The following is a 26,993-nucleotide window of genomic DNA, read 5'->3' as shown; positions in this document are numbered from 1 at the left end:
TCTTTATGGCGTTTTTTGTATTATTTATCTTCGTTATTCAGGTTAAAACTTGTTCAGTTTAGAATTAGGTATTACATTTGACCTTCACAAAACAATTCTTCAGAGACTTTTTGATTTAATCATTTATTTGAAATAAAATGCAAAAAGTTGTTGTTTTTGGAGAGGTCATGTTACGGTTGGCCACAGAGGAGCATGAGCGTTTTTCACAAGCTGAAAAACTGAATGTTACCTACGGTGGAGGAGAAACTAACGTGGCCATTTCGCTTAATAATTTCAATATTCATACAGGTCTTGTTACACGGTTGCCAGATAATGACATGGGGCGTGCCTGTACTAATTATATCAAACAATTTGGTATAGATACAAAAGACATCGTTTATGGAGGTAAGCGTTTGGGATTGTATTATTTGGAAACAGGCGCTGTTCACAGAGGTTCAAAAGTAGTTTACGATAGAGAGGATTCTTCTTTTGCCACGCTACAGCGAGGAATGATCGATTGGGAAACTGTATTTGAGGGCGTTGACTTGTTTCATTGGTCTGGTTTAAGTGCTGCTTTGTCGGCTGATACAACCAGTGTGTTAGAAGAAGCAATAACAGTGGCTCATCATAAGGGGATTACCATTTCTTGCGATATAAATCTTCGTGAAAACCTATGGAATTATGGTAAAACGCCAAATGATGTAATGCCTTCACTTGTTTCAATGTGCGATATTGTTTTTGGAAACGAATATGATGCTGAGCATGCCATGGGTATAGAAGTTGATGATAGTATTAGAGGTAAGTTTACCAATGATTCATTTATTCAATCATCTCAGCTAGTAATGAAAACCTATCCAAAAATCAAAAAGATTATTACTACACGAAGAGGAAATATTAATGCAAGCAATAATACACTCCGAGGGCTTGTTTTTGATGGATCAGGCTTGATTGAAACACCAACTTATTCGATAACACATATTGTGGATCGTGTAGGTGGAGGAGATGCTTTTACAGCAGGTATTCTTTATGGTTTATTAATGTGGCCGGAAGATTGTAATCGGATATTAAATTTTGGAATAGCTGCATCTTGCCTAAAACATACAGTAAAGGGTGATTCCAATCAGGTTACAATTGAAGAAGTGGAAGAGGTAATGAATAAGATGCAGAAATAGCTTATCTAAACGAAAATTATTATCCCAAAATAAAGTATTTATATAACTAAAAATAAAAATTATGACTAGTCCTGTTTCAGAATGTTTGTATTGTCAAAAATTGCCAATCCTAGATGAATTAATGATTAAGATTTGTGATTTAGAAGTGTCGCAACTATTCTTATTTAAAGAGCAATCTTATAAAGGTAGGTGTAATGTGGTTTATAAAGATCATGGAGTAGAATTTCATGAATTATCAGATGAAGATCGTAATGCTTTTATGAAAGATGTTGCTACAGTTGGTAAAGCTCTACAAAAAGTATTTAATCCTACTAAAATTAATTATGGAGCGTATTCTGATACCTTAACTCATATTCATATGCACATAGCGCCTAAGTATCAGGATGGATATAAATTTGGTGGTGTTTTTGAAATGAATCCACAACAGACCTATTTGTCAGATGAAGAATATGATCAAATGATTGCAGAAATAAAAGCAAATCTTTAAACTGTATTTCAAAAGAAAATAGAAAGGAGTCGTAGTTTTTAATTATGACTCTTTTTTTTTATTTAGCAGAGGGTGTTTGTAAGATATTGGCAATTAGGTTTCTGGATATTAAAAGTAGGTGTTGTTTATTTTTGTAATGTAAAATTTTAAACAAAAAGTTGTTGAAAAATTTGGTAGTTATTAAAAAAATATTCATCTTTGTATTAACTCATAGTTTAGGGTTAGGTTTGGTTAAAGATTGAAAGTCGCTGTATGAACGTTTTACAGCGGCTTTTTTATTTATATCCCCTTAGTCTTATAGCTTATTCTTCTTCTAATAATTGTATTCTCATTATTTTACCGTTATAATTTTATTATTTTTGCGCCTTATTTAAAATTAATTAAAATAAGAGTATGCGATTAAATTCAATTTTTGGTTGTGATGTCGCAATAATGTTTAAGAAATGGCAAGGTTCAAGATACGCCGTATTTAATTCTTTAAATAGATGTATCAAAATAGGAATGTTGTCTATTATGTATTTTACATTTATTGGATATACACAAACATTTGCACAAACGGATACTTCTTCTGTAAACAAAAAAGTAAGTTTGCAGGAAATAGAAGTGTCGGCAAGAAGAACACCTGTCTTGTATTCAGAGATAGGGAGAGTAGTAACGGTTATTTCCAAAAAAGAAATAGAAGCGTTACCGGTACAAAGTGTCGATCAGTTACTTGAATATGTAGCTCAGGTAGATGTGAGACAAAGAGGACCATTGGGAGTCCAGTCGGACATTAGTGTTCGTGGAGGATCTTTTGATCAGGTAATGATATTACTTAATGGTATTAATGTTACAGATCCGCAAACTGGACATCATAGTTTAAATATTCCTGTTGATTTTCAAAGTATTGAAAGAATTGAAATTTTAGAAGGACCGGGTGCTAGAGTGCATGGAGCAAATGCTTTTAGTGGAGCAATAAATTTTATTACCGGAACTAGCAATAAAACAGGGGTTAAAGCTAACCTAATGGGAGGTGACCATGGTTTATATAACCTTGGAGCAAATACAACAATAGCTACAAAACAGTTTAAGAGTTTTATCGCTGCAAATAAGTTGGCAAGTAATGGATATATTGATAATACAGATTTTAGTGCCTATAATTTGTTCTATCAAGGTCAACTTAATATAGATAATGAGCAGGTAGAGTTGCAAGTTGGATATACTGACAAAGGTTTTGGCTCCAATTCTTTTTATTCAGCTCGTTATCCCAACCAATATGAACAAACAAAAACTACTTTCGCAAGTTTAAGTTTTTCTTCAAAAAGCAAAAATCCTTTCAAATCTTCTATTTACTGGCGTCGTCATCAGGATCGTTTCGAATTATTCCGCGATTTTGTAAATGCTGCTTCCTGGTATGGTGGTCATAACTATCATTTAACTGATGTTTTCGGGTTAAATACCAATAAGGTTATAAAATGGAAGTACGGTAAAACAGCATTAGGAGGCGATTTTAGATCAGAAAGTATCTGGAGTAATGTTTTGGGTAAAGATATGGATGATAAGATATCAGTACCTGGAGAAAAAGATGCTTTTTTCACAAAAAAATATAACAGGTCAAATACTTCGTTGTTTTTAGAGCATAGTTATTCTTACAATAAGTTCTCAATTTCAGCAGGATTAATGGCATATGTAAACTCTGATCTGGGGTGGGAGTTTGATGTATTTCCAGGTATTGATTTAGGTTATTGGATTAATGATGTTTTTAAAATATATGGAAGCGTTAATAAGTCTATGAGAATGCCAACTTATACTGACTTATTTTATAACAGTTCAACTATTCAGGGTAATCCGGACTTAAAACCAGAAGAGTCATTAACCTATGAAGGTGGAGTTAAGTTTAATAATGCCAATGGTGTCAGATTCAATTTATCTGCATTTACCCGTAATGGTAAAAATATGATTGATTGGGGTAAACCGGCAAATGCTCCTGTTGATGAGAAATGGAAAACATCGAATATTAATGACATACAAACTTATGGTATTGAGTTTAATGGAAATTTAAATTTAGTGAAGTTGTTTGAAGGTCAGGACGTTTTAAAAAGTTTCCAGATGAATTATTCCTGGTTAAATCAGGACAAATCTATTCCTGAAGGATATAATTCTCGCTACGTGTTTGACTACTTAAAACATAAGTTTTCAGCAACTTTGAATCATAAAATATTTTCTGAGCTAAGTGCTTCATGGACTTTACAGTATCAGGATAGAGTAGGAGGTTATTCTGAGTATGATATAACAACAGGTGTGGAAACATCAAAAGAATATGAACCGTTTGAAGTTGTTGACTTAAAAATTGTATGGTCACAACCAGCTTACCGATTATATGCTGAAGTAACGAATTTGTTTGATAAAAAATATACAGATATCGGTCAGCTTTATCAACCCGGCAAATGGGTAAAAGTTGGTATGCAATTTAATTTAGGGTTCAAGTAATCAGAAAAATATTGTAATATAAAAGCTTCCTTCGGGAGGCTTTTCTTATAATATAAAGTTGGATGGCTAAAAACCTTCGAACATTAGTATATTTGTTCTTCCGTAATCAAAATTACATACAGAGATTCGTATAAATGACATTTTTAAAACGTAAATATGCAGGAGCCAAGCTAAAATTCCATTTTGGTCAGTTTATAAATGTTCTGCTTTTTTGGAATATAGCGATTCGTTTTGCCATATTTATTCAATCTTTGGGATATAAAAGTGTAGATATTGCAGATGCATTTAGTAAAGGTATGCTTTTTATGAAGCAACGTTTATTGGCTTCGTCTATTATAATATCCATTTTTGCTCTGATAAGCTGGTACATGCAGTTTCTTATTTATCCAAAACTGGTACGTAAGTTTCATATAAAAAGGCTAACTGTAATTGTGGTATTATTTGATACTGCAGTATTTGTGGTGATAGGATTGTTGTTGGCAGTAGTTCATTATACCGTAGAGCAGGGGCTGGATTTTTCAGAAGTTAAACCTAATTTATCCAGATTTTTATTCAATTCTACTACGCTGTTTTTCTTTATTGTAATGTTTGCCAGCAGTTATGTTTATCAGCTGCTTATTACCCTCTTTAAGCAAATTGGATTTAGAAAGTTAGGTAGGGTAATGATGGGGTATTATCAACGTCCGAGGGAAGAATATTTAATATTTATGTTTCTGGATCTTCAGTCCTCAACGGAGTTTGCAGAGAAGTTAGGTCATGCGAAATACAGTTATTTTATACAGGATTGTTTTAAAATGCTAACCAATTCATTGTTGATGACCAGTGGGAGAGTTTATCAATATGTAGGAGATGAAGTTGTTGTTACATGGAATGCATCCAAAATTCAAAATTATAAAAAAGCCGTAGATTTCTTCTTTCTGTTTAAAGAGGAGTTACAGGAGCATGAAAAGTATTTTATGAAGAAATATGGTGTATATCCTGTGTTTTCAGCCTCAATAAATGCCGGTAAAGTTATGTCTGCAGAGGTGGGTGAAATAAAAACAGAACTGGCCTTTCATGGTGATGTTTTAAATACAGCTGCCAGAATACAGAAGCAGTGTAAACCTTATAAAAAAGAGTTACTGGTTACCAAATCATTTGCTAATGTTATCATGAGTAATCAAGACCGGTACAAGATTCTTTTTGTGGATAAAATCAAGTTAAAAGGTAAAGAAAAAGATGTAGAACTGTATGAGGTGGCATCTTAATTTATAATAATTAAACATCCTAAAAAATACTTTAAATCACACTTCACTATTAATGAGTATTGAATAAAAATGGTTTCTGCTTTAACTTTATACTGTTATTTGTGGAGTATAGGGCAGGAGTAAAAGTTTTTTGAACCTTATTATAAACTTAGTTTGATATTGCTGTTACCCGGTTCTGATAGTTCATGATAATTGTAATTAAACAATTTATAATGAAGTGGGTTGGAGTAATCATATTGTTTTTAATTGGGATGAATATCCAAAGCCAAAAAAGTTATGTTGTTGATATGGATAACAGGAACCTGGCATTGGACCTAATGGATAAAGCCCAGACTTACCTTGAAGATAAAAGATGTGAGGAAGCACTAACCTCGTTGGTTAAAGCACTTTCTGTTGATTCCGTTTTAAGAGAAACTTATTTAATGATTTATAAGGTATGGCTCAGTGACAAAAGCAATAAAGATACAGTTGTAAGGGCACTAGAGAAAGGGAAACGAATATTTTCTGATGATGATGAGCTTTGTTTTTATTTGGCCGAAATATTTAAAGATAGTTCAGAATTACCCGAAGCCATTTTAGAGTATACCAATGCTACAAATTATGCCAAGAGAAACGGTGAAGATTTTTATTTAGTACACTATTATTATTTCAACAGAGCAAATTGTTTTATGCAGATGAAAATGTACGATGGTGCATTGCAGGATTATAATTATACCATTAAGTTAAAACCTGAGTTTGCTGCTGCTTTTTATAACAGGGGAGTTTGTTTATATATGAAAGGGAAGAAAGAAGATGCATGTATAGATTGGCAGCAGGCACTTGATATGGGGTATGAAGCTTCAAAACAAAACCTGGATAAGTATTGCAATAAAAAATAAAGGCATAAAAAAAAGAGGTTACCAAAAAGTAACCTCTTTTTTTTATATCATTTACAAGATTATTTCTTATAAAGAGGGTCAGCGCCAATTGTACCAGTAATATCAATAATATATTGCTCAGACTTAATATATTCAATTTTATCTTTTGCAATTTGAATTCTGTTGGCAATATCCATTTGTTCAACTAACTCAGCATTTTCTTTTGCAGCCGCAAAAGTTTCAAGGTTGTTTAATTGAGATTGAATGAATGCAAGATTTTGTTTTTGCTTTAAGGCTAATCTTTCTTTGTACCAATCGCTATTGATAACTGTTTCACGATCAAAACACTTACGTAATTCAGGATTATCAATTGTTTTTCCTTCATATTCTCCATAAGCCATAATGCTAAGAAGAATTTTTAAAGGAGGAATTGCTGCCTCAATACTGCCATCTTCAAAGTAAGCCAACGCTACTTTTTGTTGTGCTTCAACAATGTTATTGATACCATCAACAAAGTCGTCCATTCCTTGAAGTTCTGGTTTAAGCATTTCGTCGTTAAATACAGCCTGAGGTTCATCAAATAGACGGTTCATACATCTAAATGCAAAGTTTTCAGTAATTCTGTATCCTAAACGGCTTGCAAGAACTTTTTTACCTTCGTATTCAAAGTCTTCAAGTTTTTCTAAACAACCTGTTTCGATCAATAATTTAGGATCTCTGTCTTCAGGTACTAAACGAGCCCAGATTTCAGGAATTAAAAGGCTGATATCGTGATCGAATCTTGATTGTCCGATATATCCTGCAGCAGAACTAAATCCTTGGTATTCTGTAAGAATATAAGAAAGTAATGCGTTATTTAAGTCTGAAGTAGGAGCAAGCATGTTAAAAGGTCCTTTAGTTAAGGCTCCTTCTGATCCTGCACCTGTTGTTGATGGAGATTTACCTGTTAAACTACAGATGAAGTCCATAAATAATTCAGGTAATTCCTGATAGTGAATAGGATTGTAAACACTTAGTGGTCTGATTCCATTCTCTTTATCAGCAGGGTTATTTCTACGACCAGGTAGAACTGCATTTACCATGTGAACAACTGGTTCTTCAGGAGTAATTCTTCTTCTAAGTCTGATACCTACTTCAGCAAGATAGCTATCCTCAGTCTCTACAGCATAAATATTCTTTTGTAGATATCTAGGGTTCTTAGTCGGACCGTCCTCTACAATACGAGTATGAGATGGAGTTACAAAGTAACAATCTTTTTCACTGTTAGCTACTTTTAAAATATGATCTTTAACTGGTTGAGTATATTTGTCAAAGTTGATAGCATCTTCAATTAACTCAATCGCATCAGCCTTACGCAATGGTTCGTAGTTAGTTAAGAATGTACCATTTTGAACAATATCATACTCAGCTTCTAAATCATAACCTCTGATTACAGCTTCATCAGGACGCTGGAATAAGTGACTTTCACAGTTTGCAGTAACTTTTAATGAAAGGTTCTTATATTCTTTGTTAAGATATTTAACTCTTGACGCTGGAATTGTAATAGAAGCGGTAATATCATCTTCCATCTGAATTTTATGACTAGGCACAAAGTCAGAACGTAATTTATGTACTAACCAATCTTGATCTTTACTAAATCCGATACGTACATAACTACCAATTACAGGGTTGTTTTTATATAAAAGAGTTGTTCCGGCACGTCCGTTAACCATTTCAACAGACATGTAGTCTTTCCAGTTACCTTGTTCTGTATCGTTTCTGTATAAACGTTTTACGAATAGAACCAAAGTGCGGATATGCTCTGGAATATTTCTTAAGAACTGATTATACTCCTCATTGTATTGATCTGATGGAGTTAATAATTTTACAGCAGAACCTAATGTACGCTCAGGGCTTAAAAAGCTACGGGTATCGTGAGATACTGCACCTGGCTTGTAATCCTTCCATCTGGTAGAGAAGTCTTTGTTAATTACTTCATCAGCTAACTTAAAGTCTTCTTCAAGATTTAGGATGTTAAATGTTCCGTATTTAATTGCGTTTTGTAACGACTTGGAAATTTCTGATTTTCCACCACCTGATACAGTACAAGGTTTATGACAGAACATTCCTTCTGCACTTGTATGGATTATTCTCCATAGTGGTTGAGCCGGGTGCTTAACTAATTGGAATTTATCTCCTGATGGGTGAACATAAATTTTTTCCGGAGATAATTTTAAAGCAAACTCTTTTCCATTAATATCCCATGATACTGAACTTTTTTGAATGTCGATATCTGCATTTTCAGGAATATAAACGATGCTATCGTATTTTTTATCAGTAGCATAACCTTCTGGTTTGATATCAACTTTATCTCCAAGAAGATCCATTGCTTCTTTAAAGTTAAAGCTATAGTCAAATTTCTCAGAAAAGTTTTTACCAAATACGTTTTCACTCATAATTCCACGAGGGAAAGCAATAGCTCCACCAGCATGCTCTTCTTCAACTAATCCAAATAAGTTAGCTGAGTATCCAATTTGAGTTTTAACCTCTTTTTTAGAGTATCCGTAGTAGTTGTCAGCAATTAAAGTAACTACAACGCCTCTGTCATCGCGACATGTTACTTTAAATGCGCCACCTTCGTTATATAATTCATCTTCATTTTCCCAGCACATTCCATCTTTTTTCTGACGCTCAGTAGCTTCTGAAATATGTGGTAATCCGATGTCTTTCTTTTTAAGTTTTGTTAGTTGTGGAGCAAGAATAATACATCCAGTATGACCAGTCCAGTGCTCAACATCAAGAGCAGCATCGTTTTCAGCAAGGTTGTGATCTCCTGCATTTCCAAAAATGTTTTCTACGAAATCAAGGTTACTTGCTAAACAGCCTGGTGCAAAGAAACGTATTTCCATACTTTTTTCTTCAATTACACCTTGAACCTTAGGACATACTACCGGACGAAGAAGTAATGAAACCATAACTTTTGCCTGGTTATCCTGATTCGCAGTAAAAGGAAGAACTTTAAAATCGTCAGATGGATTAAGAGCCGCATTTAATAAATGAGCAAAAGTTTCCTTTGGCACTTCTTTTTTGTCAAGAGGAACAGGTAATCCACCAGCAACAATGTGGAAGGTTCCCTTGGTTGTTCTTTTGTCATTAGCTGGGTTATTAAGTATACCCTGTTTAACTCTGTAAGAACTTACAAGATCATTTTTAAAGGTATCACCATTGGGTGGTAAACTTACTTCTCTTGCCATACCTTTTTGGTTTAACACCAATGTGTTATTAGGTATGCGCAATGATTTGTCAATGTTTACATCCTTTAAATAATCATCGATAAAGTTTTGTATCCTTGAATCAACCGGTGAAAGGTGATCAGACAACAATCTCGATTTTTCTCTAAAACTGCTGATTAGACCTTCCGTTAACTCTAAAAATTTAGTGTTGGAAAGTTTTTTTTGAGCATCTGTTTCATCTTGAAACAGAGGTTGCCCAAGAGCAGCCAATTGAAGGTTGATGTACTGGATCATTTCCTTACGATCCTTCTTGGTTGGTTTTAAGTTGAACACTTCCTCTTTCATTATCATTCGGTTTTATGAATCTTCTTATTTTAAGAGCAGCAAAAATAATCAATTAAAGATATTTTTCTTCATTTAAAATTAAAATAAAACTTAAATTTTTACGTTTTTATTACAAAAACGCCCTAAATACCTACGATTTGTTATAAAATATTGTTTAAAAACATGTTTTATTAAAAAATGTAAATGGATCTGCTTTTAATTTATTATTCATCGTAGTAGAACACTTAAGTATATGCAAATGTTTAATAGAACATAGTTAGATTCGTTTAGGAGATTTTTCAAATATACTATGCGCGAACAGAAAGTAAAGTTAACTAATAATTACTATAAAGTAAAAGAATTAAACTATAATCGGAAGGTTGAATCTCCTAGTTAATCGATAGAGTTTATTGGAAGGCTTTAATATTGAGGATGGTAATCAATAAGTATAAGAAAGGAAAATATTTTGAGATATTGAAAAGGGAGAAATTGCCATTTATACGCTGACAATTTCTCACCTTATATATATTATATATCTTCAGAATAACTATTTACATCATCTTCTTCAACAAAATCAGCATCACTTTTTTCTTGTTTAGCTTCATATTCGCTAAGCGGAGTTAAATGATCAGGAATAGGTTCGTTCACTTCATCTTTAAAATAAGGAAATACATCAGCTATGGTACTTTCAATAATTGCAGCAATATCATAATCAACAGTCATTCCGCTCATTGATTCGTTAATTCTATCGTATGCCTCTTTTAAATCAGATGCACAAACTAACATTTGGTTTGATACTTTTTTTTCTTTGCCTGCGTTTTCATCAATAGCAACATAAACAACTTTACACTTGTACCATTTATCTCCATCATCGTAGAAAAATAAATCAGTATAGTTGGCTTTTTTTATAGATGGTACAGAAAACTCACCTCTTACATATTGCTCCATTTCAGCATGTATTCTGCTTTCTGCTTCAGTATATGATACTGCATCAATTAAATATGGCAAGTTTACTTTTTTTTCTTTACCAGTTTGTTCATCTATTGTTTCGTATTTTACTTTACACTCAAACCATGTATTCATAACTTCTTATTTTATTATTTCAGAAGTTGCAAATATAACAGTGTTATTTATTAATAGGCGGAGATATTTTTAATTTCTTTTAATAAATGATGATCATTCAGAACGTCTATAATGCCTACGTCATAGGAGGAACTGTATTTACTTAAGTGTTCTATCTGACTGTATGAATATATTTTATACAGTCAAAAAACTTTTTTTAAAAAATATTCAAATTTATGTACGTGTGCAATAAAAGTTAATTGTCTGTTATATAAATAAGCACAATTAGTAGCTGAAATTTATATCATTATGAAACAGGAAACAATTAGAAGAAACTTATATAAAGTTTTAAGAAAGACTGGTGTGCCGAGGGAAAAAATTAGTGAGGAAGCCACTCTAAGAGAAGAACTTTTAGTTGATGAATTAGATCTTACTTGCTTTTTGTTTCTTTTAGAAACAAAATTTGAAGTAGAAATTGAAAATTCGGAGTTGCCTATGTTACAATCTGTGGGTTCAACTATAGAATTTTTACAAAAGCATTGCGCCTAATACATCTTAATGTCAGATTATAAATAACCGGGAAAAACCAGGCTACGGCTTGGTTTTCTCGCGTAGTGGAACAACATTTATTTCTACTGCTGTAGATTTGAATATATTTGAAAGACTTTTTTCGGGATTTATAATGTTATAGTCTTTCCAAAAATCTTCATCATAGTTGGTGATCCAGTCAGCTAAAACATAACTCGATTTAAACGTATCTGAATATTTAATTTTCTGTCCTTTACCATTTATAGCATTCGTTACCAATAGTTCAGAAGTGGTATTGTACAAAGACTTTGTCTTTTTATTTCGTTTGTCGATGATTTTAATTTTTAATTCTCCCCGAATATTGTTTAAGATCCATTTATCACCCATTGGTCTGTACTCAATATGGTATTGCGTATAAATTGGAGTTGATTTAATTTTTTTAGCATTCTTTTTAATTAAATATTTAGCTCCTTCTTTTAACGTTTGTTTCGTCATTTTAAAATCTGCACTTAAGATAGCAAAGCTTTCTGAATCGATATGTAATTTGCCCTGATAGTATATATTTTCTGTTTCGTACAGAGGTTTAAACTCTATAATATACACAATGCGATCTCTTTCAATTGTTTTACCAATATAGTTGTATACATATTTTACATCATCATTGAGCCCCAGAAAATCAGGATGTTTAACAATGTCTAAAGAAGCAAATAAACTCGGACCACCTGCCAGTTTTAATCTGGCTAAAGCAATTTGTTCATCATCAACATGTTTTCTTCCTTTCACAAATCGGGCTTTCTCAATATCACCACTTGATAAATATGAACTTTTATAAATATCTAAAACAGCTTCAGAAATTTCAATGTATTTATCATCCTGTTTTATGGTTTCCCTAAAAAAGGCTGTTAATAACATGGGATGATCAGGGTAATTTTTGTGAATACTATTTATTGTATTTTCAATGATTTGTGAAGCCTTTAAATATTTAACTTCAATTTCTTTTAATTTAATTGATGTAGTATTTAAGGTAACATTAATAAGAGAGTCTGATTTAGGTATAATTATATCATGGGATTCATATCCAATAGATGTAAAATGTATGGTATCTCCAATGAATTTTTTCGGAATCAAAAACTTATAATAACCATCAAAATTTGTGGTTGTGCCAATAGTTTCACCAATAATAGCAATGTTTACAAGAGGTAGAGGTTTGTCATTTTCATTTGAAGTAATGTTTCCTTCCAGTGTTAGGTAGTTTGTGATTTTAGTGTTTCTGTATGTTTGAGATATAATAATTTGCTTATCAGATGCTTCAAATTGTAGATCGTGATTTTGAAAGATGTTATTTAAAATATAGGATATATTTTGCTTTGAATAATTGGCATTGATCACAGAATCGTATGGAATGATTAATGGATCATAAGCAAAATGTATATTATATTTTTCATGCAATGAGTCAAGAAAATGTTCTATTGTAATAGCTTTATATTGAGTAGAAATCAGAACAGAGTCAAGTGGATTTATTGTAGCGTTTTGGGCATACAAAGTATTTGTATGTATAATAAATAGAATAATTAAAACTTTTATGTAGTGGATTTTCATCAACAATTCTTTACACTAAAAATAAAGGAATAATTCAATAAATGAAACAGAATTATTCCCTGATAGTGTAGTCTAAGTCCAGATTGTGCGACTTATTAATAGTGTTTAATATAAAATCAATGGTGTTTTTTTCAAATGTTGCTGTTATTTCTGTTGCAGAATCAATAGGTGTTTTGTTTTCGATATCTATGTTATAAACGTCTTCAAGTAGTTCTATGGCATTGATAAGTTTATCTTTTTTGAAGGTAATTTCTTGTGTTTTCCATGCCATAAAATTTCTGTTGTTATTATTTGATTTTATTAACTCATTACGTTGTGAGTTGTAAGTGGCTTTTTCGCCTACATGAAGTAATACTTTGCGTGCAGTATCATTTAATGCAGAAACCTCAACTATACCGGTTTTAACAGTTACTTCGCTAATGGCTATCTCAGGATAGTCTTTTACGTTAAACGAAGTTCCTAAAACTTTTATTTTAATGTTTTTTGTTTTAATAATAAACGGGTGTTCTTGGTCTTTGGCAACATTGAAAAAAGCCTCACCTTTTAAATTTACAGTTCTTTCTTTTGATTTAAATAATTCAGGATACTTAAATTCAGAATTTCTGTTAATATCCACAAAAGTTCCATCTGCTAATTGTAATTGTTCAATAGCTGAATGTGTTTCAATAGAAGCAAAGTTGTTATAATTTTTGATGAATGGATTGAATAAAAAGATTCCGATAATAATTAATATAGATGCAGCCAGAGCGCTATAAACGTAATACTTGTTCAGGCTTTGTTTTTTTCTTGTAGTTTTTATCTGAACTTTTTGCCAGGCCTTGTTAATATCAATTTTTTCTTTGGTTAAAACAAATTCAGCTTGTTCAATTTCATTTTGAATTTGGCTCCACATTACATTATGGTTGTCTTTTCTTAGCCAATTGCTAAATTCATCTTGTTCGGATATAGAAGCTTCACCTGAGATTATTTTCCCAGCCAGATTCCAATTTATATGTTCGTTGTACTTTTTCATTTGTTTTTAGTTTTCTTCCACTTGACTAATGGAAATCTTGTATGCGAACTTTTAATTTTCCTTCATTTAAGGATTTACTTGAATCTTTTCATTTTAGTTCATCTTTACCATAACATATGATATACTTGTTTTTTTAGCTCTAACAAATTTTCTCTTAAAAACTTTAATGCTTTACCCATTTGTATTTCAACTGTTTTGGGAGAGATATTAAGTTTTACTGCTATTTCTCTATACTTTAAACCTTCCAATCTATTAAGCTTAAAAATTTTTTTTCGTTGCTCCGGTAGTTGGTTTATTATAGATGAAATTTTATCCATAACCCTGCTGTCCGAATAATTTATACTTTCTATCATTTCATCATTTTCTATTGAGTGCTGATAAGTTCGTTCGTGATAGATTCTTTTAATTTCGTTGTTGCAACTGTTTCTAACAGATATCATCAGATATCCTTTAATAGAACTAATATTGTATTGCTTCCTGTTTTCCCAAAGCTTTACAAATATGTTTTGTACAATATTTTCAGCACTATCAATATCATGTAAAAAAGTATTTGCGAATGCAACTAAATGTACATAGTTGTCTCTGAATACTTTTTCAAAGGCTTTTTCGTCACCGTTTTTTATCTTTTCAAAAACTAGTGCATCTGTGCCTATGTTATGTTGTTTAACTGGCATGCAAAACTTTTTTTAATGAGCAACCTGGTTGCTGTGTAATAAAGACAATTGGTATGGAGTTTTACCCCTATCTAAATTACGATTAATTTTTGGTTCTTTTAAAAGTAACCAACAAAGCTGCATGATCGGAAGGGAAAAATGAGGATGTACTGTCAATAACACTGGCATTGATCGCTTCTATAGAATTTCCTTTGTAGTACACATAGTCAATTCTGTCGTTATATCCTTCTCTAAATAGAGGCGAATAGGTATTTCCCAGATTGGTATAAATGTCAGGATAGATTTTTCGATAAGCATCAATAAACTGATTTTCTTCCATTAATATTGAAGTGGGGAATGGAATTGCTTTATTGTATTTGTTATTGATATTATCTTCAGTCCAGTCTACATGTGAACCACTATTATAGTCGCCGGCTAATATAATGGCTTTTGTATTTTGTATAGAGTTAAATTTTTTAAGTTCGCTCAGAATAAACTTGATTTCGTTTCCTCTTGAATTTTTTTCAATATCTAAAATGGTATCTGTATTTGCACTGGTATTAACCAATAAGCCTTTGATGTTTGGATTGTGAGAGAGCCAAATGGGACAAAACATTACAGATTCCTCAGGCGTAATCATTATTTCGGCATTTCCGGAATTCAAGGGTTTATAGATATGATGGGTATTTTTTATGGGAAAACGGCTTAACAAACTTAGGTTATTACTACATCTATAAAAGTGGTAGTTTAACTGATCTGAAATGAATTCCCCTGATCCAAAATCCTCCTGAAGAGAAATGATATCAGCACCAGAGCTTTTAATTACGTTTACAATTTGTTGAACACCTGCCGTTCTACCTAATTGTCTGCCTCCGTTCCAAATATTCCAGGTAAGTACTTTAAACTCCTCTTCGGCATATTCTTGCTCAGGAAGTTTTTCATTTTTGAAATATAAATAGCTATCTCTAAATTCTTCTTCACTAAGATTTTTTACCCAAATGCCAGTTTCATCTATCATACCATTAAAGGTATCCATTGAATAATCTGTTGAACCTGGATTACAACCAATGTGCAGGTGGTAATCGGCTTCAAAGCTGCTTAAATTATCCAGATTAATAATTCCCATCATCTTACCATCAAAATAGGTTTTTGCCATATTGGTGGTTTTATCAATTGAAAAACCAATTTGATGCCAGCGATTGTCATTAATTCTTTGTCGAGAAGGAGTTGCTTTATAATTCCATGATTGTATGCCATCACAAATATCTAATTGCCATGATCCTTCAAGGGTAGAAGAGATGATCCATCCTTTTTCATTTTCAACATCTATACTTTTATTTCCAATAATACCATATGTTTCAAGATCGTTTTTGGCCATCTTAACCCAAACAATAACTGCTAAATAGGGTTGTTGATCAAGCATTACATCACCTTTTGTTCTAATAATTACAGGCTTTCTATAGGGAGATGTTATTGATAAATTCAGACAAGAATCTTTAATTCCAGGGATATACGATAAATTTTGATTTCCGAAAGTTTTAAAATCTTCAATTCCTTTTGATTTACAGTCTCCTTTAAAGTCGAAGTAAATCATAGGTACCGATGCAACCTGAGGTGAGGGGCGAAATAATTCACACGATGAAAGAGTCAGTAAAAATATTACGGGTAAAATAAATTTCATGAGTATTAAATTATTTCAAAGTAATAAAGTGCATTGTAAATTTATTTAAACACGGTTTTAATCAATGCGTTCTATTTAATATAATGCCTTTAATTATATTTGTTCGTAAAAATATATAATAATGTTACACAGTTTTGGTGATATTATAAAATTAATAAAGATACTTTTTTCATAATGAGATATATAAGTTTATTTTTTTGCTGGTTTTTAGTTGTTTTTTATGCTAAAGCGCAGCTTCCATCTGTAGAGATGAGAGGTGTATGGGTGGCAACAATTTCTAATTTAGATTGGCCATCGGCTAACAATTTATCAGTAAAGGAACAAAAAAATGAGGTGATTTCAATCCTTGACTTTTATGAGCAGCATCATTTTAACTGTGTATTCTTACAAGTCCGGCCTTCAGCAGATGTCCTTTATCCATCGAAATATGAACCCTGGAGTAAGTTTTTAACGGGAGAACAAGGTGTTAAACCTAAGTATAATCCTTTGAAGTTTTGGATAAAGGAAGCCCATAAACGAAACATTGAGTTGCATGCCTGGATTAATCCTTACCGAATTGCTAATAGTGAAAAGGAACCATTAAGCAAAGATCATCCTGCCTTAAAAAATAAAAAGTGGGTGGTAAACTATGGTGGTAAAAAGTATTATAATCCTGCAATAAGAGAATGCAGAGCGCATGTTGAAAATATCGTGTCAGAGATTGTTTCGAAATATGATGTGGATGGAATTCATTTCGATGATTATTTTTATCCATATCCGGTAAACGGAGAGGAATTTCCTGATTCTATAGATTTTATTCCATATAAAAGGAAGTTTCAAAAGATAGAAGATTGGAGAAGGGATAATGTGAATAAAACAATAAAGGAACTTCATGCTACCATAAAAAAGATAAAACCTTATGTTCAATTTGGAGTAAGTCCGTTTGGCGTTTGGCGAAATAAAAAAGATGATTCAAAAGGATCTGAAACCAATGCCGGTGTTACTAATTATGATCATTTATATGCAGATGTATTTTCTTGGATGCAAAAGGGATGGGTTGATTATGTAATACCTCAGCTTTATTGGTCGAGAAATAATGGCGCAGTACCTTTTGAGCATTTAACCAATTGGTGGGGTGAAAACTCTAATGGAACAAATGTATATATAGGACATGCGGTTTATAAATTAGGTAATGGAAAAAAAGACTGGGATAGTGTCGATGAAATGATACAGCAAATAAATATTAATAGAAGCGATCGTTTAACTTCAGGAAGCGTCTTTTTTAGACATGAACATTTAAAGCAAAACAAGTTTGGTTTTGCAGATTCTTTAAAAAACAGCATATACCAATATCCAGCTTTGGTTCCGTCTATCAATCATCAAAAAGTACATACTCCAACAATGATTTCAGAGTTAAAACAAAAGAAACAATATTTAAAATGGAGCTATAAAAACCAAAAGAAGCAGGAAGTAAAAGGCTTTGCTATTTATGCCATTCTTAAAGGTGGAGAAAAACAATTGGTTCAGATCTTGGATAAGAAGAAAATAGAGCTTTCTGATATTAACCTGAAAGGTCAGAATGCGCTGGGATTTCAGGTTACTGCCATAAATAAATTTAATAATGAAAGTGAAGGCTCAAACATTATTTGGCTGTCAGGTGTTTAATGCATGTCAGGGATAATGCTACCATTAAAATGACGTGATGATTTATTCCTGAATAATAATTAGACACAAGAATAGAAGGTACATTTTACAGCGTGTATCCGTAAAATAATAAAAGTTTATGCCTAGAAAGAAAATAGAGTTATTTCCACATAAAGTTGTTCGATTAACAAATGTTGTTTCAGAAGTTTTTACTTTATCTATGGAGCGAAAGTTTGATTTTGTTCCGGGTCAGGTTGTGGCTTTAGCTATTAATAATGAACATGATCCAAGATTATATAGTATTGCAAGTGGCACAGGAGAGGATGTTTTAACCATACTTTTTGATATTATTGATGGCGGTTTTTTAACACCTCAATTGGTTCAATTAAAACCCGGTGATGAAGTTTACATATCAGAACCATTCGGAAAGTTTATTCCCGGAGATGAAGATATGTGGTGGTTGGCCACTGGAACGGGTATTGCTCCTTTTATTTCTATGGTAAAGTCTGGTATAAAATTACCAGAAAAGTTAATTCATGGAAGCAGAACTCTCGATCACTTTTTATTTCAGGAATTATTTCATGATAAACTAGGCGAAAAATATCTCCGTTTCTGTACAGCAGAAGAGTCTCCTGAGGTATATTCAGGTAGGATGACAGAATGGTTAAAAGAACAATCAGGTTTGCCTAAAGAGATTAAATATTACCTTTGCGGAAATCCTAATATGGTTGTGGAAGTGAGGGATTTGATTTTAAGTAAAGGTGTAGATTTTAATAATATTATGGCTGAAATATATTTTTAGATATATTTTACTCGTATAAGCATATAATGATGGTTAAAGAGGTTCTATTTGGAAAAACATTAGAGGAATTAAAGCAGGTTGCTAAAGATTTAGGATTCCCTGGTTTTGTTGCCAAGCAATTAGCTGACTGGCTTTATAAAAAGAAAGTAACAGGCATTGATGAGATGTTGAATATCTCTAAAAAAAACAGAGATATATTGAAAGAGAAGTATGATTTGGGCTTGTCTGCATATAATAAGGTTCAGGAATCTATTGATGGAACTAAGAAATATCTTTTTAAAACAATTTCAGATCAATATATTGAGGCTGCATATATTCCCTCCGAAAATCGAAATACTTTATGTGTTAGTTCACAGGTAGGTTGTAAAATGGGATGCTTGTTTTGCATGACAGGTAAACAAGGATTTCAGAAAAACTTATCTGCAGGAGAGATATTAAATCAGATGGTTAGCATTGATGAGAATGATAAGCTTACTAATTTGGTTTATATGGGAATGGGCGAACCTATGGATAATTTGGATGAGGTTTTAAAAAGCCTTGAAATTATTACTTCAGAGTGGGGGTTTGCATGGAGTCCACGCCGAATTAATGTATCAACAATTGGTGTTGTTCCTGCTATGCGACGATTTATTGAGGAAAGTGAGTGCCATCTGGCCATAAGTATGCATAGTCCTTTAAATGATCAACGTAAAGAATTAATGCCTATTGAAAATGTGTATCCAATAGAGGATGTAATTCAAACATTAAGAGAATACGATTTTGGTCGTCAAAGAAGAATTTCATTTGAATACATCATGTTTGAGGGAGTTAATGACTCAAAAGAACATGCATTAGAAATAGCTAAGTTGATTAACGGACTTCATTCCAGAGTAAATTTGATTAAATTTCACCCTATTCCAAACTCACCATTAAAGGGGTCATCAAATGAGGTAATGGAGCGCTTTAAGAATGTTTTAGAGAATAAAGGTATTATAACTACCATACGAAAATCAAGAGGTGAAGATATTTATGCTGCTTGTGGATTGTTAAGTACAAAAAAACTGGTAGAGAATAAAAGTAATAAAGACTACTAGGTGTATGGGGTTGTAAGTTGTTGTTGTCTAGTTTGATGTAGTTTTTTTGAAAAGATATTTGAAAAAATATTTTATTTGATGTTTGAATATGTTATATTTGATATAATATGTTTAATCAAGCAAATTTATAAACTATGTTAAAAATGATGTTAAGTGGCAACTTAGGTTCCGACGCCACTGTAAAAGAAGTTGGAAATAATAAAGTAATCAATTTTGATATTGCTGTAACCAGAACCTATAAAAACTCAAATGGAGAGAAGGTTGAAAAAACAGAATGGATTAGAGCAGATATCTGGCGATCAAAAGATACCGATACCAAATTTGCAGAATATTTAAAAAAAGGTAAAAAAGTTCTGATAGAAGGAGAGCCTTATAGTTCAGGATATAAAGCCAAAAATGGAGAAATACAATCTTCCTTGGGAATAAGAGTCAAGGAGTTTGAGTTTTTAAATTAGAATAACTGATAAATTTTATTTCTGAGGTGTTTCAATTATCTGAAACACCTTTTTTATTGACATTACTAAAAATAAATGATAATTTATAGGTAAGAGTAACCTTTTAAATACATAGTATAAAAGGATTACCATATAATATATTAACCTGAATCCCGATTTTTTGGATTTATTATGGTTAATACCTAAAAATTTTCATTTATGAAGAAGCATTTAGTACTCTTATATAAAAATTTATTATGGGGTGAATCTTTGGCTTCATTATTAAATAATAATTCTGATTTTAATGTGATAAATATGCTGGAGTTCAATGAACTTCCTGATTTGGATTATTCTAATACTTATATTTTTTTAATTGAGGCAAGCTGTCCCAATGTTGAACTAATAGAGCATGTTGAGTTTTTAAAAAAGAAGAAGCAAAGGGTTATTGTGGTGGGGTTTATATTAGATAACCAATTTGTTGATATTATTATACAATTAGGTGTTGACGGTTTTGTTTTAAAATCAGATTCTAAGGATAATTTGTTTTTGAGTATCAATCAGGCACACCGTGGTGAAAAATTTTTTAGTGCCAGTGTAACTGAGATCCTTTCCAATCATTTATTACATACAAACGATAATTCTAATTTAACGTGTCGCGAGTTGGATGTATTAATTGGAATCGTCAATATGCATTCCACCCATCAAATAGCTCAGGAGTTAAACCTTAGTGAAGCAACCGTTAGAACGCACCGCAAGAATATTATGCATAAGTTTGGTGCAAAAAATTATATCGGTTTAATACGTTATGCTTGCAGAAATGGAATGTTAGAGTCTCCCGGAGAACAATTTTGCGCAGGTTGTTCAAAGGAACAATGTTATTCTAAACAATTTGGGTAGATTCAATATCCTTTTTGTGTAAAAACCTTCCTCATATTAGGTATTGAGATTACTTAAAACTACTTGTAAATTTATACTACTCTTTATTTGAATTCAAAACAGAGACTACATTATTTCTTTAATGTTTATTGATTTAAATGTATGATAACGAAAAGTTTATCAGTGTGTTGTTGTGTGTAAATTATAAAACTCTAAAAAATGAAAACTTATACAAAAATATTATGCTTAGTTGCATTATCGTTCTTTGTTTATTCTTGTGAAAAGGGCAGACCAATTGATGTAGGACCAGATTCTGATGATTCAGATGCTCCGGGATGGGTTGGAGGAGATAAAGATCTTAACGATCATCGAAATCAGAATGATGATACTCAGGTTGTAAAAGGTGACGATTATGGTGATTTATATGTTTTAGCTAGACATGATGATGGAGTACCTTATATGGGTTCTTTATTAGTTTCAGGTGAACAAGGAGATGAGATAGTTTGGTATCCATTAGTATTGGCTTATGATGTGGATGGAAAATTAGTTTCTTCAACAAATACAGTTGATGGATTAATTTCTGTTGAAGGTGTTCCTTATCTCGTTTTTGATGTTAATTCTGAAGGAGAGATGCAATCTCTAAATAGTTATTTTCCTAAAGAAGTTGAATTTGGTAGAATTAATTTAATTAGATCACCTAATAGTGTTTTGGCAAATGGTTTAGCCGAGGCAATATCTACACTTACAGATTTAGGTGAAGGTGATTATATTACTACAGATGGCTCAGGGAGGTTAGTGGCAGTTCATGGAGAAGAAGATTGGTTAATTAATGTTGATGAAGAAGATGATAATACAATTGATTCACCAAGAGAAAATATGGCAATATATAAGGAGTTGATGCAAAACGGTTTTGATGGTGAATTAGGATTTCTTTTAGATGAAGGAAATACTATTGCAGCAGAAGACTTATTACTTTTGGCAGCCTCAGCATATGCAGCAGGGTCCGATAAAACAGGAACTGTTTTGAAAGATGAAATAGCTTATACAAATGGTTTTATGGAAGCCTATAATGCCGAAGATGTTATTGCTCTAACAGACTTTTATGCAGAATGTGATGACTCATATTATAAGAATTTAATGTTCTATAATTTCAGGGATTATGAATATGATAGAGAAAATACTTACAGATATAAATGGATCAAAGTTACAACTTTAGATGGACAAGGATCTTATAACGTAGATGTATTTTCTATCTTGGATAAGGTAATATTTTCAGAAAAAAGTTCTGGTACAGTTAGTAATCTTGAAGGTTTTACAATGGCCTGTGATGATGCAGTACAGGTCTTGGAATTTATTCATGAGAGCGATTTAATAGAATATGTAGGAGAAAGTACTACAAAACCATCATTGTAGTACTAATTATTGTATAATTTAAAAATAAAGCCTTGCATTAATGATGTAAGGCTTTATTCAAATTATAACCAATTTACATAAAATGAAGAGGCTGGGTTTTATTATATGTATACTATCAGGTATTTTCTTTAATGCTTCAGGTCAATATATTCAAAATAAGCAATTGTTGCATGAGTTTATGATAAACCAAAAAGAAGCATTTGATAAAGAATATTATGCAGCCAGAAAATATTTTGAACAGTATCATATTTTAAAGGATACATTAATCAACCCTGGACATCCTAAACGTTTAATTTTCTTTATGGATGGAATACCTGTGTATTTTCAATCACATAATCAGCAAGAAAGTTATATTTCAGGTATCATTAGTTTTTACAATGACTCTTATTGGCATGATGGACTTTCAGGTGAACATCAGTTAATCGGAATTTGGGATGCAGGTCATGTTTTTTATAATCATAATGAGTTTAATAGTGATAATTTTGTTCGAGTGATTATAGAGGAGCCGGAAAATCCATTTGATCATGCAACACATGTTGGAGGTACCATTATAGCTAGTGGATTTAATGCAGAGGCTAGAGGAATGGCTAATGCCGCAAGATTGTATTCTGCAGATTATATGAATGATATTTATGAAGTTGCCTATGCTTCAGATAAATTTGATATCAATCTTTCTAATCATTCTTATGGGCTGGTATCCGGATGGAATTATAATAGTGATGAGGAAATTTGGTATTGGTATGGTAATACCGGAGTTGATACAGCAGAAGATTATAAATTTGGTTTTTATGGATCAACAACTGCAAGTATTGATGAATTATGTAGTTTATTGCCTGATTATACAATGGTAGTATCAGCAGGTAATGATTTACATGAAGGACCGGAGGAACAACCTGTAACACACAAAGTATGGTTAGGTAAATGGAAAAACTCAAATGAGGTTCGTGATATTGATGGAGGAGATGAGGGCTATGACTGTATTGGAATAAATGGTGTTGCAAAAAATGTTATAACGGTGGGTTGTGTAGATTATGAACAGGATCCGATTAATATAACGTCATTTTCTTCGTGTGGACCAACAGATGATGGCAGAATCAAGCCAGATATTGTTGCACCAGGTGTAGGTGTTTTTTCAAGTATTGCAGCTAACGAAAATGCTTATGCATACTATTCAGGAACTTCAATGTCGGCAGCTGTTGTTTCCGGGGGTGTCGCGTTATTGAATGAGATGCAATATCAGTTTCAATCAGGGATAAATTGTTGGGCATCAAGTATCAAAGGTTTGTTGATACACTCTGCTAAAAATATTAGTGGAAATATAGGACCTAACTATAAAAGTGGTTGGGGAATGGTTGATTTTGAATCAGCGCATCAACTACTTGAAGATAATATTCTATCTGCAGGAAAAGTTATTACTGAGGCATCAATATTAAAAAACGATAGCTATTCAAAGTCTATAACTGTAAGTCAAAGTAAAGAACTTAAAGTAACACTGGTTTGGACAGATTTGGCTGGAGAAGCTAATGATGCGGAACTAAATAATACTACAAGCAAACTCATTAACGATCTTGATCTTTATATTGTTAAAGGTGAAGAAAAATACTATCCGTTTGTATTGAATCCTACTGCTCCTTCGCAACCAGCAAGTACAGGAGTTAATGTGTTGGATAATGTTGAGCAGGTTATAATAGAGAACTGTGAAGCCGGTGAATATACTGTGTTTGTGGATGCATCTAAGATAACAACGGCTACCCAAAACTTTAGCTTAATCATTTCAGGACATGATTACGACGTTGGATTTGTTCCTGCCTCCAACTTAAATGGCTTTTACGATTCTAGTGGTTTTAAAATTTATTGGAATGCTCCTAAAAGTGTTGTTCCTGATGGATATGAAATATCCATTAACTCGGGAGAAGCAATTAGTGTAACAGATACATTTTATACAGATAATTCTTATGAATTGTACGAAGATCTGACCTATACAGTTAAAGCGGTATATGGACAAGAAGAGAAATTTGAATCGCTAGTATCAAATCCTATTTCAATGAAGGCTTTGCCGCTTTATCAAGTGTCATACCAGGAGCATTTTGAAATAGAAAATAATGACTGGCAATGTTTAAATACAGAGTTAGGTTGGCGGTTTGGTGATTGTATAACTTTGGGCTCAACGTATGTTGATTTTAGTGAAAATCAATCTTTGTTTATGGGGATTAATTCTGATAATTTAGGCAGTGGTGTTCATGTAACCGATTTGCTGATAAGTCCGCCAATTGCTTTAGAGAATAATAGCGTTATTGATCTGGATTTTCAGTATTACATGAATAATAGTGTCTACAATACTAATGATGTGCTTTCATTGTATTACCGAACTTCAATTAATCAGGATTGGGTTTTATTAAAAGATTTAGAGTCAGTTGAAAGTTGGACTTCTGTTTCAGAAAGTTTTGAGTTAGTTGAAAATGAAGGCATAATTCAGTTGGCCTTTTTATTTGATGATAATAATGAATGGGGCAATGGAGCGGCGATTGATGATTTTTATATTAAAGAATCAATTCCTGATTATCTGGATTTTCAGTCAACTATATTTACAAGCTATTATGCTAATGGAATCATGTATTATAAGGATTTAAGTATTGAATCCGAGTTTGCAGAATGGTATATAATTGATTGTGGAGGAGAAATTGTTAATGCAGGAAAAACATATATAAACTCAGGTATTACGTCTTTTAAAGTGATGAATTTAAATAAAGGCGTTTATTTTGTTGTTTTACAAACGTCCAAAGGCCGGGTTATTAAAAAGATCCTGAAATTAGAATAAGAACATGATTTTAATGCCATTGATTTCAAGGATTAACTATTGTTTTTTGAAAAAAGAATCGAATTAATAAGTGAAAACTATTAAAATCAATATTTTTGCTTAAAATTTATTGATTATGATTCATATACTTCAAAATTCCAGAATATATATTGCATTAAGTCTTATTGTTATTTCAATGGTAGCTTGTGGTCCTACTTCAGAAGAAATTGCCAAAGAAAAATATACCAGAGCTTCTTCGTTGTATGATCAGGAGCGTTATAATGATGCCATGTTGATTTTAGATTCAATAGCCAATGAATTTTCAGGCGAAATTGAATATGTGACCAGAGCAGAAGATTTAATCAGAAAAATAAAAATTAGTGAACAGGAGCGAAGTCTTGCTTTTTTAGATAGTGCTTTATCTCAAAAAAATAAGGAACTAGAAGGTTTAATGAAAAACTTCATCATAAGTAAAGCGTATGGAGAAAAAGAAATATTGATTCATAAACGTCAGAAACCAGAAAATTCATTTGGCAGAACCTATTTAAGAGCGCATCTGGATATGGAAGGTAATTTCTATATATCAAGCAGATATTCAGGCGATAAATATATCTATCACAATAAAATTAAAGTATATCATCAGGATCAGGCTGTTATTAGTGAAGAAATTCCTTATGATGAATTCGATAACAGACGCTTTGAAGATGGAGGAACTTATTGGGAGGTTGTTAACTATAAGGATAATGCTGATAACGGAATTATTGATTTTATATCGCAAAATTACAAACTGCCACTCAAGGTTGAGTTTATTGGAAAAAAGCGATATTATATTGTGATGGAGAAATTTGATAAGGAGGCGATTCGTGATGGTTATGAGATTTCGTTTGTTTTAAAGGAGATTACCAAAATTAAAAAGGAGATTGAGATTGCAAAAAATCAATTGGATCGATTAAAGTAGCATTTGGCTCTTTATGCAAATATCTTTTTAGGTTAAGTTAATTGGTATTTATAGATATTACCAAAATGAACTACATCACTAAGGTGCCAAGTCTCAATGATTCATTCTGCGATAAAGTAATTAAGAAGGAAAACAAAGGATCTTCAAACAGGATTAGAGGATTAACAAATTGCATTTACATCCTGTGAATTATGTAAATCCTGTCTATACTTTTATGATTTTTTTAAAAAAAACATAGACTTGACTAACATATCTATTGTTTCAAAGAATCACAAATTATATAATGATTCAATTCTTAGTGTCTTTGAGCCTCGTGGTAAAGAAGATGCAGGCAAAGAAGGAAGACTAAAAAATATTCAGACAGGATTTCAGGATTAACAGGTTAGATTTACATTCTGTAAATCATATTTCAGTAATTAAATAAAATCCTATAAAAAGTGTAAATCTATTCTACATATTACAATTTTATAGCATTAGTTCCATATTGAATATAGATATATACAAATATGCAGTGAGTTAATTCTTAGTGACTTTGAGCCTTTGTGGTAAAGAAGATGCATGTTAAGAAGGAAGACTAAAAAATATTCAGACAGGATTTTAGGATTAACAGGTTAGATTTACATTCTGTAAATCATGTTTTAGTAATTAAATACAATTCTGTAAACAGTGTAAATCTATTCTACACATTACAATTTTATAGCATTAGTTCCATATTGAATATAGATATATACAAAT

Annotated in this window: 21 protein-coding genes; 15 read left to right on the top strand and 6 right to left on the bottom strand. The window is 32.0% G+C overall.

From position 1 onward, the window contains the following. Nucleotides 1-137: 137 nt before the first annotated feature. From OM075_RS14640 to OM075_RS14620, 5 genes are all read left to right on the top strand, one after another. Nucleotides 138-1,151, top strand: coding sequence for a sugar kinase (locus OM075_RS14640; RefSeq protein WP_301191276.1), 1,014 nt, complete (start codon nt 138-140; stop codon nt 1,149-1,151). A 61-nt stretch (nt 1,152-1,212) separates the two neighbouring features. Beyond that, nucleotides 1,213-1,638: an HIT family protein gene (locus OM075_RS14635; RefSeq protein WP_301191275.1), complete on the top strand. Its 426-nt coding sequence runs from the start codon at nt 1,213-1,215 to the stop codon at nt 1,636-1,638. Nucleotides 1,639-2,031: 393 nt separating this feature from the next. After that, nucleotides 2,032-4,107: a TonB-dependent receptor plug domain-containing protein gene (locus OM075_RS14630; protein WP_301191274.1), complete on the top strand. Its 2,076-nt coding sequence runs from the start codon at nt 2,032-2,034 to the stop codon at nt 4,105-4,107. A gap of 134 nt (nt 4,108-4,241) precedes the next feature. Further along, nucleotides 4,242-5,354 carry an adenylate/guanylate cyclase domain-containing protein gene (locus OM075_RS14625; RefSeq protein ID WP_301191273.1) on the top strand — a complete coding sequence of 371 codons (1,113 nt, stop codon included), beginning with the start codon at nt 4,242-4,244 and terminating at the stop codon, nt 5,352-5,354. A 212-nt stretch (nt 5,355-5,566) separates the two neighbouring features. After that, complete coding sequence (locus OM075_RS14620; protein WP_301191272.1) at nt 5,567-6,232, top strand: tetratricopeptide repeat protein; 666 nt, start codon at nt 5,567-5,569, stop codon at nt 6,230-6,232. A gap of 59 nt (nt 6,233-6,291) precedes the next feature. Here the strand turns inward: OM075_RS14620 and OM075_RS14615 are convergent, their stop codons facing one another. Further along, entirely contained in the window at nt 6,292-9,768 is a 3,477-nt protein-coding gene (locus OM075_RS14615) for a PPi-type phosphoenolpyruvate carboxykinase family protein (RefSeq protein ID WP_301191271.1), read from the bottom strand. A 507-nt stretch (nt 9,769-10,275) separates the two neighbouring features. After that, nucleotides 10,276-10,830 (bottom strand): DUF4494 domain-containing protein, encoded by a 555-nt coding sequence (locus OM075_RS14610; RefSeq protein ID WP_301191270.1) that lies wholly within the window; start codon nt 10,828-10,830, stop codon nt 10,276-10,278. A 288-nt stretch (nt 10,831-11,118) separates the two neighbouring features. On the opposite strand from OM075_RS14610, the gene OM075_RS14605 reads away from it, so the two are divergent. Then, nucleotides 11,119-11,358 (top strand): acyl carrier protein, encoded by a 240-nt coding sequence (locus OM075_RS14605; protein ID WP_301191269.1) that lies wholly within the window; start codon nt 11,119-11,121, stop codon nt 11,356-11,358. Nucleotides 11,359-11,400: 42 nt separating this feature from the next. Here the strand turns inward: OM075_RS14605 and OM075_RS14600 are convergent, their stop codons facing one another. The 4 genes from OM075_RS14600 to OM075_RS14585 all read right to left on the bottom strand — a co-directional run bounded on the left by OM075_RS14600 (nt 11,401) and on the right by OM075_RS14585 (nt 16,282). Next, entirely contained in the window at nt 11,401-12,936 is a 1,536-nt protein-coding gene (locus OM075_RS14600; protein WP_301191268.1) for a carboxypeptidase-like regulatory domain-containing protein, read from the bottom strand. 52 nt (nt 12,937-12,988) lie between these two features. Further along, on the bottom strand, nt 12,989-13,948 hold the full coding sequence (locus OM075_RS14595) for a FecR family protein (RefSeq protein ID WP_301191267.1): 960 nt from the start codon (nt 13,946-13,948) through the stop codon (nt 12,989-12,991). Between the two features lie 104 nt (nt 13,949-14,052). Then, nucleotides 14,053-14,622, bottom strand: coding sequence for an RNA polymerase sigma-70 factor (locus OM075_RS14590; protein ID WP_301191266.1), 570 nt, complete (start codon nt 14,620-14,622; stop codon nt 14,053-14,055). Nucleotides 14,623-14,704: 82 nt separating this feature from the next. After that, on the bottom strand, nt 14,705-16,282 hold the full coding sequence (locus OM075_RS14585) for an endonuclease/exonuclease/phosphatase family protein (RefSeq protein ID WP_301191265.1): 1,578 nt from the start codon (nt 16,280-16,282) through the stop codon (nt 14,705-14,707). Between the two features lie 174 nt (nt 16,283-16,456). Between OM075_RS14585 and OM075_RS14580 the strand changes: the two genes are divergently transcribed. From OM075_RS14580 to OM075_RS14540, 9 genes are all read left to right on the top strand, one after another. Continuing rightward, a complete protein-coding gene (locus OM075_RS14580; RefSeq protein WP_301191264.1) occupies nt 16,457-17,926 on the top strand; it encodes a glycoside hydrolase family 10-like protein in 1,470 nt (489 codons plus the stop codon). A gap of 118 nt (nt 17,927-18,044) precedes the next feature. Beyond that, the gene (locus tag OM075_RS14575; RefSeq protein WP_301191263.1) at nt 18,045-18,707 is read left to right on the top strand and encodes a ferredoxin--NADP reductase; all 663 of its coding nucleotides are present in this window, start codon (nt 18,045-18,047) and stop codon (nt 18,705-18,707) included. A gap of 26 nt (nt 18,708-18,733) precedes the next feature. Further along, on the top strand, nt 18,734-19,780 hold the full coding sequence (rlmN, locus tag OM075_RS14570) for a dual-specificity RNA methyltransferase RlmN (RefSeq protein ID WP_301191262.1): 1,047 nt from the start codon (nt 18,734-18,736) through the stop codon (nt 19,778-19,780). Between the two features lie 143 nt (nt 19,781-19,923). After that, nucleotides 19,924-20,235: a single-stranded DNA-binding protein gene (locus OM075_RS14565; RefSeq protein WP_301191261.1), complete on the top strand. Its 312-nt coding sequence runs from the start codon at nt 19,924-19,926 to the stop codon at nt 20,233-20,235. A 198-nt stretch (nt 20,236-20,433) separates the two neighbouring features. Then, complete coding sequence (locus OM075_RS14560; protein ID WP_301191260.1) at nt 20,434-21,111, top strand: response regulator transcription factor; 678 nt, start codon at nt 20,434-20,436, stop codon at nt 21,109-21,111. A gap of 198 nt (nt 21,112-21,309) precedes the next feature. Further along, nucleotides 21,310-22,503 carry a hypothetical protein gene (locus OM075_RS14555; protein WP_301191259.1) on the top strand — a complete coding sequence of 398 codons (1,194 nt, stop codon included), beginning with the start codon at nt 21,310-21,312 and terminating at the stop codon, nt 22,501-22,503. Between the two features lie 82 nt (nt 22,504-22,585). Further along, the gene (locus OM075_RS14550) at nt 22,586-25,321 is read left to right on the top strand and encodes a S8 family serine peptidase (RefSeq protein WP_301191258.1); all 2,736 of its coding nucleotides are present in this window, start codon (nt 22,586-22,588) and stop codon (nt 25,319-25,321) included. 115 nt (nt 25,322-25,436) lie between these two features. Then, nucleotides 25,437-26,258, top strand: a complete 822-nt coding sequence (locus OM075_RS14545; protein WP_301191257.1) for a hypothetical protein — start codon at nt 25,437-25,439, stop codon at nt 26,256-26,258. A 240-nt stretch (nt 26,259-26,498) separates the two neighbouring features. Then, on the top strand, nt 26,499-26,636 hold the full coding sequence (locus OM075_RS14540) for a hypothetical protein (RefSeq protein WP_301191256.1): 138 nt from the start codon (nt 26,499-26,501) through the stop codon (nt 26,634-26,636). Nucleotides 26,637-26,993: the final 357 nt, after the last annotated feature.

Origin of the sequence: Plebeiibacterium sediminum (genome assembly GCF_026013605.1) — a bacterium.
GTDB classification, from domain to species: Bacteria; Bacteroidota; Bacteroidia; order Bacteroidales; family Marinilabiliaceae; genus Saccharicrinis; species Saccharicrinis sediminus.
This window is presented reverse-complemented; position numbering and strand designations above follow the sequence as displayed.